The following is a 12,059-nucleotide window of genomic DNA, read 5'->3' on the forward strand; positions in this document are numbered from 1 at the left end:
AGTGATCATGGGGTACGTCCGACTGCTGCGCCGCCGTCCCGTCCTGGCTCTCTGGGGCGCGCAAGGCCTGTCGGTCTTCGGTGACCGCCTGTACGCCATGGCGATCATGTGGCTTGCGTGGGAGAAGTCCGGCGCCGCCGCGATGGGCCTGGTCGCGGTCGCAGAATCGGTGCCGTACATCGTGATGGGCACCGTCGGCCGCCGACTGATGGACCGCTTCGCGTCGCTGCGGGCGCTCGCCGCGGTGGACGCCTCCCGGATCGTGCTCGTCGCTCTCCTACCAGTCGCCTGGAACGTCTTCGGCCTGCCGGCCATGCTCGCCCTGGCCGTCGCCGTCGGCGCCGCCGGAGCCCTGTTCGACCCCAACCTCGGGGCGCTCGTCCCCGACCTGGTCCGCCCCAGCGAAGTGCAGGCGATATACGGGCTGACGGACCTCACCGGCCGTATCGCCCGCATCTCCGGACCCGGTGCCGCCGGCGTCCTCCTCGCGGTGATGCCGCAAGGCGCGCTCTTCTGGCTGGACGCCGCGACGTTCGCGGTATCCGCCGGAGTGCTGGCCCGCCTCGGCCGGGGCGCCCACAAAAGCGCCCCGACCGGCAAGCGCCCAGCCGCACCCGAGACACTCGGCACCCGGCTGCTGCTGCGCTCCCACCCGGCGACCGGCGCCGCGATCGGCGTGCACGGCGTCGGCATCTTCGCCCAGGCCGTCTCTTTCGCCCTGCCCGCCCTGCTGGCCGCCCGCTTCCACGCCGGGGCCGGGACGTACGGACTGATCCTGGCAACAACCGGCGCGGGCGCCCTGGCCGGGAACCTCGCCGCCGGGCACGTCCGCCTCCCGTCCCGGCTCCCCGTCGTGTACTGCGCGGTGTGGGCCGCGTCCGGGCTGCTCCTCGCCTTCAACGGCCTCGCCTCGAACCTGCCGGTCCTCCTGGCGCTCGCCGCCGCGTCCGGGTTCTTGGCCCCGTTCTGCGGCATCACCCTGCAAACGCACCTCGCCGCCTTCCCGGCCGGGCCGCGCCGCCGCCTGATGTCGCTGGACCTCACGATCATCCGCACAGCCGGAACGGCGTCGATGCTGGTCGTCCCCGCTGTCGCGGCAGGTTCGCCCACGGCCGGGTTCCTGACCGGCGGGCTCATCACAGTGGCCGTCGCCGGCATCGGCGCGGCGGCCTCCTGGTGGTGGACGCGGGACACCGCAAGCATGCGCGTGCCGCAACCCGAGCCCGAGCTGTCGCGGGACTGACGCCCCCTCATCCCTGTTCCTCCCTGCACATCACGGAAGGCCGGGCCCGTACCTCCTCCCCTCAAAGGGAGGCCATGGCAGACCCGGCCGCTCACCCCTGCGTCAGCCCATCAGCCGCTCAGGCAACGAGCTTCCAGTGGGTGACCTCGATGTCGTCCAGCGGGATCCCGAGCCCCTGGTAGATCCGCTGGTGCATCGCGCCGAACCACGCCTCGCGCCGGTCCTCGAAGAACTCGGCGTCGTACCAGGCGACGCCGAGGATCACGGTGCCACCGCCGTTGGGGTTGCCCAGCTCAGTCTCGAAGTACGTGGACTGCCAGTCCCAGAGCATCAGCTCCTCCGGGCGCTCCCGCAGCCGCTTGTCGGACTCGGCCAAGGCCTCGATGCACCGGCAGGCCGTGGCCTCGTCCGGGCAGTAGTAGGTGCACTCGCGTCCCGCGCTGACCGCGACGGCACACCACGCAACAAGTGCGTCACCGCTGCGCACCAGTGCGGTCTGGGAGGCGCCGAAGCGTGACGCCGTGCCGCATCGTGGGGGTCGGTCACAACTAACGGGGGGATGCGGCAATGGAGTTCACTGCCGGTAGACGGATACGGCAGACCGGGCGGCGTTTCCTGGGCGTCGCCGGCGTCGGGCTAGCGGCAATGGCGGCGTGGTTCGTGGCGGAAGGGCGCCCCGACCACCTCACGGACCTTGCGTTTCCTGTGCTTGCCTGCGCTCTGTGCATGCTCTTGGGAGTGGTGCAATTCGCCCGGCTGCGGAAGCCGTTCCGGCTCGTCGTTGACGACTTCGGAGTGACGACGTACGACGGGGCATTGAGCTGGGCGCAGATCGAGGCTATCGCCCTCCGCTACCCGGAACCGGTGTACGGCGAGGACGGAACCAGCTATCCCGCTCCGCTACTCACCCTCCGTCCCGTCGCGGGCGTCACGTTGCCGCGCAAGCCCGATCCGACCCGCGACGGACGGCTGCGGTACACCCTGCTCGACACTGACAAGCTCGATCAGGGTATTTCCGAGCTCACCGATGCACTGGCGTACTACGGGGGCGAACGGTTCGAGACTGTCCCCTTGTCCGTGCGGCCTCCGGCTCCCCCCGTCGTGGCCGACGCGGCGTGGAATGTTCCCGGTGGCGAGTGCGTGTTCCTCGGGCGGGAGCCCAACGGAGCGCGGTTCTTGACCCGGCTCGGCGTCGCCTGCGTACTCACTGTGCCTGCCGGTGTAGTGGCAGCCACGTCGGCCGGTCACTTCGGAACGTTCTGGGCCCTCTGGGGCTGGGGCACCGTGATTGCCTGGGGGATGACGATCCACTCCTTCCGACGCTGGAGGCGACCTCTTCGGCTGCGGATCGGGCCAGGTGGCATCGGGATGCGTGAGTACGCCACCTCCGAGTTCTACGTCCCTTGGTCCAAGATCGCCGCGGTTGTCTTCGAGACCCGCCCCGGCACCTCAAAGCAGACCGTCCAACTGACCCTCCTGCCCCTCCCCGGCGCCGACCTCGGCCGGGATCGCACGCACCTCATCGACGGCCACCAGGCCTATACCCTGGTGCGCCTCGACCGGCTGCATGACGGGGAACACGCAGTCGCGCCCGCCCTTGAGACCTACGCGGGCGAACGCTTCAGCCGCTGACCGAAGCGCGGACAGCCAGCCGGGGAACCTCCACGGCGACAGTCCCCCCCTCGCGGCCACACCACACGCCGGCCCCGTCTGCGTCGGACACCCAGCGCGCAGCGGGCGAGGCGAGGCTGCCGCACAGCCCCGGCCGCATCGATCCCATCGAGCCGGCCGGGACCCCGCCCTCGTGGGCCCGGCAAGCGGTCCGGTACGAACCGCCATCGACGAGGTCGTCTCGGCGACCAGAGCAGCGATCCGTGCGCGGCCGCGGCAGCCCTCTCGGGCCTGCTGCGGCCGCGCACGGAATACCCACCACCATCCGCCCGGCGGTCGCCGCACGCCCCGAACAGGCGACGTCACCGCGTCCTCTTCGTGCCCGAACCAGCGGGGTCACGGCAGGTCAGTCTCTGAGCCTGTGCCGGAGCCCCGCGCGCAGCAGGTCAGGGATGGCCGTCGTGTCGCCTTCCACGCTCTCCTCGCGGCTGTCCGGTTCGGGGCCATGCTCACCTGGCCAACGTCCAAGGGCTCTTCACCCTGAGAACGGCCAACTCACGCCAGAGCCCGCAGGGGCGGGGTGAGGGCGTCGATGAGGACCCGTACCTGCAGCAGGGTGCCGTCGCTGGCGGCTCCCGGTGCCGGGGCAATGACCTGGACGACGAGTACGAACAGTGTGCACAGGCGGCCGTCGGCGACCGCCTGTGGGAGGTCCCGCAGGGATGCTCGCAGAGACTCTTCGCTCCAGCGGATAGGAGCCAGGCCATCGGCGAGATCGCGCTCTTCCACACTGGGTTGCCAAACACCCGTGCGGAAGTCGTCCAGCAGGCCCGCAGTGGCAGACCCCAACAAGTCGGCAGGCACCGCCGTCGTGCGCATTGTAACGAGACGGCGGCGAGTACGACGCCAGGATCCGACCACGCGCAGCGGGCACCAAGGAACCCGGATCGGCTTCGGGTGCCTGACCGTGTTGCTCTGGCGGGCATTGACTATGTAATGCGCAAGGTGTGGACAGGCGGGACGTCCCCGCCGGTGTGGTGGGCTGCTCGGGCGTGACCGCCTGGCGCCGCCTGCGGCCGGTGCCGCGGCCGCGCCCGGTGTAGGTCGGCGGGTCGGGCTCCCATTACCTGACGTTTTGTCAGAATGGCGTCGGGGGCAATCCCAGGCCCGGGCGAGGCTCGCGCCCGAAGTGCGAGGAAGGCGAAGGAGCGAAGTGGACCTCGAGCAGTACAAGGACAACGTGGCGCATGCGGCCGAGGAGGCCCGTGACTGGTTCTTCAACCATTACCTCCCGGCCTGGACCGCCATGGCTGCGGACCCATCCGCCGATCCCCGGGTCGTTCTGAACTTCTGGGTCCCTCCGCTCAGCGTCTCAAGGGACGACCCCGACCCGGCCCGCGCCCTGTACGACTGGTGCCCCGACCCGGACTCGGTACTGGTCTACCTTGCTGCGCAGCAGGAGCCGCTGCGGGCCGCCGGATACACCCACACCGATGTTCCCGACAGCCGAGTGACCGCCTACAGCTCGCACTCCGCCGGGATCGACGTGATCTGGTCGCGCCGCAGGGCCGACAACACCGAGATCGAGCGCCTCGCAGTCCACTTCGAGGTCCGGCGTCACGACTCCGGTACCTGGCGCATCATCGCCATCGCCTCCCACCCGACCGACGTCGACCGCATCGCCGACACCTTCGTCACCGTGACCCCCTGATCCGCCTCACGCGCGGGGCCTGACGTCGACGGCATGCCCACAATGACCCGTTCACCTCGTACAGCCCCTAATCGGTGACTTCGCCCGGCGTGGCTCTCGCGAACGTGGAGGGGGTGAGTTGATAGCGGCGCTCGAGGCCAGCATCCGCGCAACGGGAAAGCGCCGAAGGAGACCGAACTGCTGCGTGTCTGCATCCGATCCGAATCGTCGCCTATGCGGCGGGCACGCCCCCTTGCCGGTTCAACGGCGGCGCGAGGTACCACAACACCAGATGCAGCCTGCTTCACCCGCTCAGAGAACAACCGACCACCAGCAACGTTCCATCGCCACGGCTCTCGACCAGTGCGGTTCGAGGATTGTATAGGTGGGGCAGGATCGTTCCATGGTGACCTCACCGCGCGTGACCCGCGTCATACTGGATCTCGAGGAAACGGACGAGCTGGACCGTCTCGCCCGCGCCGTCGAGGAGTACACCCTGGCGCTGGAGCAGGCGCGAACGGCACTGAGTGAGGCAGCGGGCAGGATCGCCGCCCGTTATGAACGCGGCGGACCGGCCGCGGTGGCCGCCCGTGTGGGCTGGTCGCGTCAGCACGTCTCCACCTTGGCTGCAGCCCACCGTCGCAACCTCAGCAGTCAAGGAAAGGACGCAGCATGAGCACCGCATCCGAACACCCGGAGCGTCGGAGCGTGCCGCAGCCTTCCACTACGGCCGAGGAGCTGCGAGCCGCTCTCGCCCGGATCGCGCCGGAGGCGGTGCCCACCTTCGATGCCGAGCGGGCCGCGGCCATGGCCCAGGCGCGGAGCGAGGTCAGCTCCGCCCCCGTGCGGCGGTTCCTCGGCCAGTGGGCGCTGCAGGTCGCCATTGAACGCCATCCGGAACAGGCCGCCCGGCTCCGGCACCTCGAAGCCCGGGCCGCCGTCGTCGAGGACCCGGACGAGGCCAGGACGGTCGCCGCCGAGATCGGGTGGATCCTCGACAAGGCCGCCACCGAGGCTGGGCTGCCCCGCAGCGATCAGTCTTGAGCGGCTGGCGCTGGGAGTACGACCCGGACGCCGAGCATGTCGTCAACGGCCTGCCCGCGCGGGTCGTGGCCGAGGTCGAACGCCTGGCCGGCGAACTCGTCGTCCTGGCCGATAGTGCGGGACGAGCAGTCTGGTGCCCTGATAGCCGCTATCGGCGACCCCGGGAGCACCGCGGCAGGCCCGTTCGACGCCGGACTCGGTGAAGGCAAGGTAGTCGTTACGGATGCCGGACAGCGGATTACCGGTGGCCACGGCCAGGCGGCTGTTGGCGTCGACGACCACCTGCAGTTTCGTTGAGTACCGGCAGTTCCTGCTCGACGCCGCCACGCTGCCCGGGGGCAAGAAGGTTCCGACCTTGCGCAACACGCTTTGGGGAAAGGCCGCCCAGGCCGCCCTAACCCATGTCCGCGCAGTCCAGACCCCAGATTCACGGACCTGGACCACAGAATGACGCGGAAGCACGACGAGGGGCCCGGTGAATTGCTGACCGGTCCTCAAGCAGGATCGAGGGTAACGTGATGAGCAGCCAGCAATCAGGCATCGACCGACTACGTCGAAGTACTGGAACCACGCCTGCTGAAGCGGGCCGGGATCATCCGAAGAAGGCGGTCAACTCACGTGCGAGCTCGTCGGGTCGCTCCTCAGCAAGGTAGTGGCCCGCACCCTTGAGCTCCACGTACGTTGCGTCTGCCACCTTGCCCTCCAGCAGTGCGGGAACGAACGGAAAGTGCACGCCGCCGAGCCCGAGCAGAGGCATGGTCAGTATCGGATAGTGCTCCGCATCGACGATGTCCTGACCGAACGTCTGGTACCAGCCGTTCCCGGCCCGGATCGCGTCCGGCGTGTCGTACGCGGCAGCGTAGAGAGCGCGGGCCTCTTCACTGAAGTGCTCGGGGCCCGAGGCCTGATAGCCGATCAGCCAGTCGATGAGGAATCGGAAGCGGCCTTCGAGGAGTTGCTCGGGCAGCTCCTGCACCTGGTTGAGGCCGAACCACCAAGGTCCCGTCGTCCGGCCTTCCTGCGGCAGCACCCGCAGATCGTTGAGAATGCCTCCCCGGGGTGTCCCACCTCCCACAGAGCGACCTTCCAAGTCGCTTCGGGGTGGTTCGCAGCGAAGCTGTAAGCCACCATCGACCCGATGTCCTCGCCGGCGATGTTCGCCTCGCTGTAGCCAAGAGCGTGAATCAGCTCGTATATATCGCGGGCCATGGTCTTCTTGTCGTACCCGGCAGCGGGCTGTCGGAGTCGCCCATGCCCCGCAGGTCCACGGCGATCACGCGGTAGCGCTGGGCCAGCAACGGGATGATCTTGTGGAACTGGTACCAGGTCCTCGGCCATCCGGGAAGCAATACGACGGGGTCGCCCTGCCCCCCGGCGACATAGTGCAGCCGGGTGCCATTGACCTCGGCCAAAGAACTCGTGAAACCTTCGATCATTGTCGTTTACACCTCTTGCGTATATGGCTCTGATGAACAACACCGCCCTCAGCGGTGCCGACTGATGTGAGTGTCCGTCCACGTTCCTTCCGCGAGTTGGTCGGCGTGACCAACGGGCGGACCCAAGCGAGGGGCTCCGGGGGGCGGCAGGAATGGATCTCGCGAAGGTGCTCACCGGGATGCGGTACGTAGACCGCGGACGACCGTGGTCGGTGCAGGTCAGGTGCCACTGGTCAGCCGAGTAGTTCGGCTGAGGCGGCCACCACCAGGCGGGGAACTTCGTGGCCGTTAGCGTGCTCGATGTAGTCGACGTGATAGCCGTCGTCTTCGAGCGCGGGGACGATGCGATGGCTGGTGTGGGTAATGGGCAGGATCGGGTCGCGTTGACCGTGGGACACGAAGATGGTGGGACGGCCGTCCCTGCGGGCGGAGGGGATGCGGCCGGGGGAATAGGCCAGGATGCGGGTGAGAAGGTCCCCGTTGGCCAAGCCCAAGCCCAGAGCATAGGTTGCGCCGTCAGAGAACCCTGAGACGGCGATGCGGTCCCTGTCCACGCGGAAGTGTTCGAAGACGGTGGCCATGGCGTCTTGGAGACCCATGGCGTCGGGGCCGAAGTGCCCGTCGAGGATGACGTCCCATGTGGCCCGGTATGAGCTGGGGGCAAGGAGCAGGACCTTGCGCTGTTGGGCCTCGTCCTGGAGCAACGAGAGCATGTCGCCGGGCTCGCCGCTGGCCCCGTGGAAGGCGATCAACAAGGGTACGGGCCAGTGAGGGAGCCGGTCGGGGACAAAAAGCAGGGCCGGGGCGTACGACGTCTTCACCTCGTGCAGGCCGACGTCGAGCGGGGGGTACAGCGGTGGGCTCGGCAGGATTTCGAGAGCGCCCCTTGCGAGGCGGTGGCGTGAGGCGCAGATGAACACCGTTTCCTCCATAAGGGATAACTAACTCACTGCGCAGCCGGTGGCGCAGCGGGACCGGCGGGCAGGGCTGTGCATGGGAGCCATGGCCCGCGACGCACCGCCGGTGACGCGCCCGAGCATGGCGCCGGCGGACCAGGCGGCGTAGAGCTTCTGCCCGGCGTTGAAGTTGTGCGCCGGGCGGGAGGACGATCGGAGCCCCGGACATGTTCAAGTGACCATGCCGTTCGCCCGCCAGGGATTGCGGGACAGCTCTCAGGCACGTGCGGCGGCCGCGCGCCGAAGGCGGCGTGATCACGGTGATCCACCCGGACCCGGCCCTTGTCCGAACCCCTGTCGACCACACTGACGGACAGAGAAGAGCCAGTTGGCCGTCGCTCTCACGACAACGATCGCTCACAGACACGGAAGGCACGGGTAGCTCTCGCGCCGAGAAGGCGACAACGCTTGCAAGTCAGCGTTGTACGGTCGGCTCGCTGGAGCGGCACACCGACTGTGTGGCCGTCCTGAGCGCCTGACGATGGAGCGTGTCCAACCGTTCCCGCACTGCCCCCGACCCGGTGGCCAGGGCCAACTGCACCCTGCAGGCGATGGGCCTCTCGCGCAATTCCTCCGTGTCCTTGAGCTCTTGGAGCAGGGCCGTGGTCAGCTGGTCGAGCTGCGCGCGAATCGGACCGAGGTCGGGGCGCGTCGTGGGCGCTTCCCCCGGGTGAGCGGTCCAGCGAGCGAACAAGCCGTTTTGCACGGCCTTGCTCGCGGTGATCTGGTCCTGGAAGAACGCCACCGCCGTGTCCGGGTTCACCCCACCAGCCTCGGCCTGGGTCCGGACCTGCTCCAGGACCTGTGCCTCGCGCACCGGGTCTTCGATCGGCGAGCCGGTGCCGAACTTGGACGCCGCCACGTCATCACTCACACGGATACGTTGTATGACAAGGTCTGTCAGAGGGCCGAGCCTACCGGGCGACTTGGTTGTCTCGACCGTTCCGCTGACGGCTTCGGCGTTCGCAGGGGCGCCCGTGGCCGTGGCATGAGGAACGGCCAGTACGGTTGCGGCTCCCAGAAAGCCGGTGATCACGGCGAAGCGCGTCATGTTGTTTCGCAGGTTCATTGGTCTACCTTGGTTTTCGATATACGCAGTGCGTACGCCACGTGCCTCAACGGGCCGTTCGCCGAGTCCCGGACGGGTCCGGCAGAGGGGTCGCGTGGAAGACGTTGTAGGGGTCGTACCGGTGTTTGGCTGCGAGCAGCCGCTCGGTATTGGGGCCGTAGGCGTGTGTGATCTGTGCGACCGCGTCGGGGCCCAGGAGGTTGGGGTAGCCGCCTGACAGTGCCTCGGGTTCGAGGGCGTCGGCCAGGACGCCGGCCCAGGCGCGGTGTTCCGCGGCGTGGGTGTCGTCGGGGTCCCACTGGGCGATGATCTCGATCATCAGGTGCGGGTCCCGGTTGCCGAACGCCGTGTCCGGCACGGGTACCCGTGCCGCGGCTCCGTGCAGGCTGTGCAAGGACACGGCCGAGTGGGGCGAGGTCAGGGTGGAGCCCGCGAGGCTCAGGATGTCCCGCACTCCCGAGGTCAGTGACGAGACGGAACGCGTGCCGATCTCGACGTGCCGGCCGAAGGGGAACTGCGCGTCGATGCCCGCGAGCATCGCGGGCACGGTGGTCGAGCCGACCTGGGAGACCAGGGGTGTGCCGAGGGTGTCCAGGCGAGCCAGCGCGCGTTCTCCCACCGTGAGGTCGTCGCCGCTCCAGGTGGGCGAGAGGAACACCACGGGCTTGCCGTCGGGACCGGGCAAGACACCGGACTGCACGGTCAGTTCGTCCGGGCTTCCTGCCAGGACGTCAGCCAGCCCGGCCAGTACACTCCCGGCCTGCTCCCACCCGAACAGCACCAGGCCGGACAGCAGCGTCGGAACGGCGTGCAGGCGCACCCGCATCGAGGTGACCACACCGAAGTTCCCGCCACCGCCACGCAGGGCCCAGAACAGCTCCGGCTCCCGTTCGGCATCGGCCGTGACGACCGATCCGTCGGCCAGCACCACCTGTGCGGACAACAGGTTGTCCGCAGCCAAGCCGAAGCGGCCGCTGAGCGGCCCATAGCCGCCGCCGAGGGTCAGGCCCGCCATGCCCACGGAACCGGCCGAACCGGTCGCCGCGGTCAGACCGAAGGGCTGCGTCGCGGCGACGAGACCGGCGGCTGTGGCCCCTCCCGCCACCTCGGCGACCTTCGCCACCGGATCCACCGTCACCCGGCGCAGACCGGAGAGATCAATGGTCAGGCCCCCGTCACTCAGTGCCCTCCCGGCCCAGTCGTGGCCGCCGCCGCGCACCGTCAGAGGTACCCCGTACTCCTGCGCGGCCAGCACAGCAGCCTGGGCCTCGGCCGGACCGGCGCACCGCACGATCACGCCAGGGCGGGACGACACGGCGCCGTTCCACAGGGTCCGGCCGGCATCGTACTGCGGCCCGGTGGAAACCACCTGTCCCACAGGAACGGACCTCCACAGAGTGTCAGTCAGACGGCCGAGCTGTTGGTATGTCGTCACAGTCAGGACACCTCTATCTCAGGGATTCTGCAAAAACGTAGTGAGCAGCGTCGCTTCGTCAGCCATTGCCGGCCGACGCCCTGGGACGGCCCTGCCGACCCGGCCGGCGAGCGGTCGTGCGGGAGTGTGTCATCGGGTGCTGCGGGCCGCGTCCTCGATGATGTGCGTGACGGTTGCGGGGTGGCTGATCATCACGGCGTGGGAGGCGTTGACCTCCTCGGTGTGCGCGCCAGCCCGCTTGGCCATGAAGCGCTGCGCGTCGGGAGCGATCGCGTGATCCTGGCGGGTGATCAGATCCCAGGACGGGATGGAGCGGAACGCTTCCTGGGCGCTGGCGTCCACGACAGCCTTGATGTTCGCGGGCCGCTGGACCGCAGCCAGATCCGCGGCCGTGGTCTTGTCGACGTCACCGGCGAAGACCTCCCGGAAGCGGTCCGGATTGATGGACACCTCCTGGCCGCCCGGGACGTCAGTCTGCACCAGCGGAAGGTCCGGCGACCTCTTGGCCAGATCACCCACCGTCTCCCCCTTCGCGGGGATGAAACCGGCGATGTAGACCAGGGCCCTGACATCGGGGTCAGAGGCGGCGGAGTTGGTGATCACGGCACCGCCGTAGGAGTGGCCGACCAGCACCATGGGACCCTTGATCGTGGACAGGTAACTGGAGACATGGGCCGTGTCACTGGTCAGCCCCTGCAGAGGATTGGCGATAGCGCGCACGGGATAGCCGTCCTTGCGCAGCCGCTCCAGCACCGACGACCAACTGGAGGAGTCCGCCCACGCTCCGTGGACGAGGACAATGGTCGGCTTCGGGGAAGTGGATGCAGAAGAAGATCCTCCGCCGGTCGCCATCGCCACACCCGGAGCGGTGGTGACACCGAGCAGCGTCAGGGCACCGACGGCGAGCGCGACACGACGCGGAACACGAACACGGATACGCATGATGTGACCTTTCGATTCAACAAAGAATTCCCGACTGTGACTTCACGGTGCAGCAGGGACGGAAGGGGCCAGGGAGCTTGGTCCGTGGCGTTGATGATGGAGGGCGCCGGGTCCGACACGGTTGCCGAGCAGTGGCCAGGACGGCCTACGACGACGGCCGACCGCCCAAAAGGCTCTGGCTGGTCGGCCGATCGGCCAGAGCCTTTCGGCGGTCAGGCGGTCAGGAGGTCAGCTGTCGGAGCATCTCGGCCGAGTCGTGCAGGTTCGTCATCTGGACGAATCGGCCGTCACGGACCTTGTAGATGGCGTACTCGACGATCTTGAACGAAGCGCCGGAGGGCGGGACGCCAAGCCACTCCTTCACCGGGGTGCCGGTGTTGGTAGCGCGGACGGCGATACCGTCCCGATCGAACAGCAGTTCGTCGACCTCCCAGCGGATATCCGGAACGGCGTCGACGATCCCCTTCAGGACCGCGACGACGTCATCGCGCGTGCCGGGCTGGTCGCCGAGCAGCACCTCGTCGTTGATGAACTCGTGCATGCGGTCGAACTCGTGGGCGTTGAGCGCGTCGGCGTAGCGCATGTACCAGTCACGCAGATCACTCTGAGTCATGGTGTTCCTCTTTTCTCCTG

General features: G+C 68.5%; 15 protein-coding genes and 1 pseudogene. 6 read left to right on the plus strand and 10 right to left on the minus strand.

Features of this window, described 5'->3' with window-relative positions; all coding sequences use genetic code 11:
- Positions 1 to 7 precede the first annotated feature (7 nt).
- Positions 8 to 1,243, plus strand: coding sequence for an MFS transporter (locus CHF15_RS34490; protein ID WP_089227860.1), 1,236 nt, complete (start codon positions 8 to 10; stop codon positions 1,241 to 1,243).
- 118 nt (positions 1,244 to 1,361) lie between these two features.
- On the opposite strand, the gene CHF15_RS34495 is transcribed toward CHF15_RS34490, so the two are convergent.
- On the minus strand, positions 1,362 to 1,730 hold the full coding sequence (locus CHF15_RS34495) for a hypothetical protein (protein WP_089227861.1): 369 nt from the start codon (positions 1,728 to 1,730) through the stop codon (positions 1,362 to 1,364).
- Positions 1,731 to 1,810: 80 nt separating this feature from the next.
- Here CHF15_RS34495 and CHF15_RS34500 point away from each other — a divergent pair, with 80 nt between their 5' ends.
- Positions 1,811 to 2,875 carry a hypothetical protein gene (locus tag CHF15_RS34500; RefSeq protein ID WP_089227862.1) on the plus strand — a complete coding sequence of 355 codons (1,065 nt, stop codon included), beginning with the start codon at positions 1,811 to 1,813 and terminating at the stop codon, positions 2,873 to 2,875.
- A 534-nt stretch (positions 2,876 to 3,409) separates the two neighbouring features.
- Here CHF15_RS34500 and CHF15_RS34505 read toward each other — a convergent pair.
- Positions 3,410 to 3,733: a hypothetical protein gene (locus tag CHF15_RS34505; protein ID WP_089227863.1), complete on the minus strand. Its 324-nt coding sequence runs from the start codon at positions 3,731 to 3,733 to the stop codon at positions 3,410 to 3,412.
- Positions 3,734 to 4,067: 334 nt separating this feature from the next.
- On the opposite strand from CHF15_RS34505, the gene CHF15_RS34510 reads away from it, so the two are divergent.
- From CHF15_RS34510 to CHF15_RS34520, 3 genes are all read left to right on the plus strand, one after another.
- Positions 4,068 to 4,565 carry a DUF6841 family protein gene (locus CHF15_RS34510; protein WP_089227864.1) on the plus strand — a complete coding sequence of 166 codons (498 nt, stop codon included), beginning with the start codon at positions 4,068 to 4,070 and terminating at the stop codon, positions 4,563 to 4,565.
- Positions 4,566 to 4,947: 382 nt separating this feature from the next.
- The gene (locus CHF15_RS44125; protein WP_107418599.1) at positions 4,948 to 5,220 is read left to right on the plus strand and encodes a hypothetical protein; all 273 of its coding nucleotides are present in this window, start codon (positions 4,948 to 4,950) and stop codon (positions 5,218 to 5,220) included.
- Positions 5,217 to 5,588, plus strand: a complete 372-nt coding sequence (locus CHF15_RS34520) for a DUF6247 family protein (protein WP_089227866.1) — start codon at positions 5,217 to 5,219, stop codon at positions 5,586 to 5,588. Before CHF15_RS44125 ends, CHF15_RS34520 begins: the two co-directional genes overlap by 4 nt.
- 108 nt (positions 5,589 to 5,696) lie before the next feature.
- Here CHF15_RS34520 and CHF15_RS34530 read toward each other — a convergent pair.
- Positions 5,697 to 5,918 (minus strand): annotated as a pseudogene (locus CHF15_RS34530) (IS5/IS1182 family transposase); the annotation flags it as partial.
- Here CHF15_RS34530 and CHF15_RS45210 point away from each other — a divergent pair.
- Positions 5,812 to 6,039, plus strand: a complete 228-nt coding sequence (locus CHF15_RS45210) for a hypothetical protein (RefSeq protein WP_089227868.1) — start codon at positions 5,812 to 5,814, stop codon at positions 6,037 to 6,039. The pseudogene CHF15_RS34530 and the gene CHF15_RS45210 sit on opposite strands and share 107 nt — an antisense overlap.
- Positions 6,040 to 6,180: 141 nt before the next feature.
- Here the strand turns inward: CHF15_RS45210 and CHF15_RS34540 are convergent, their stop codons facing one another.
- The 7 genes from CHF15_RS34540 to CHF15_RS34570 all read right to left on the minus strand — a co-directional run bounded on the left by CHF15_RS34540 (position 6,181) and on the right by CHF15_RS34570 (position 12,039).
- On the minus strand, positions 6,181 to 6,618 hold the full coding sequence (locus CHF15_RS34540; RefSeq protein WP_089227869.1) for an alpha/beta fold hydrolase: 438 nt from the start codon (positions 6,616 to 6,618) through the stop codon (positions 6,181 to 6,183).
- Positions 6,619 to 6,772: 154 nt separating this feature from the next.
- Entirely contained in the window at positions 6,773 to 7,024 is a 252-nt protein-coding gene (locus CHF15_RS34545) for an alpha/beta fold hydrolase (RefSeq protein ID WP_089227870.1), read from the minus strand.
- A gap of 233 nt (positions 7,025 to 7,257) precedes the next feature.
- Positions 7,258 to 7,956 (minus strand): alpha/beta hydrolase, encoded by a 699-nt coding sequence (locus CHF15_RS34550; protein WP_089227871.1) that lies wholly within the window; start codon positions 7,954 to 7,956, stop codon positions 7,258 to 7,260.
- Positions 7,957 to 8,395: 439 nt separating this feature from the next.
- Positions 8,396 to 9,049 (minus strand): chorismate mutase, encoded by a 654-nt coding sequence (locus tag CHF15_RS34555; protein WP_089227872.1) that lies wholly within the window; start codon positions 9,047 to 9,049, stop codon positions 8,396 to 8,398.
- Between the two features lie 46 nt (positions 9,050 to 9,095).
- The gene (locus CHF15_RS34560; protein WP_245939183.1) at positions 9,096 to 10,364 is read right to left on the minus strand and encodes an FAD-binding oxidoreductase; all 1,269 of its coding nucleotides are present in this window, start codon (positions 10,362 to 10,364) and stop codon (positions 9,096 to 9,098) included.
- A gap of 249 nt (positions 10,365 to 10,613) precedes the next feature.
- Entirely contained in the window at positions 10,614 to 11,426 is an 813-nt protein-coding gene (locus CHF15_RS34565) for an alpha/beta fold hydrolase (RefSeq protein WP_089227874.1), read from the minus strand.
- Positions 11,427 to 11,646: 220 nt separating this feature from the next.
- Complete coding sequence (locus tag CHF15_RS34570; RefSeq protein WP_089227875.1) at positions 11,647 to 12,039, minus strand: ester cyclase; 393 nt, start codon at positions 12,037 to 12,039, stop codon at positions 11,647 to 11,649.
- Between the last annotated feature and the right edge of the window lie 20 nt (positions 12,040 to 12,059).

It is taken from the genome of Actinacidiphila glaucinigra (assembly GCF_900188405.1).
Classification (GTDB): Bacteria; Actinomycetota; Actinomycetes; order Streptomycetales; family Streptomycetaceae; genus Actinacidiphila; species Actinacidiphila glaucinigra.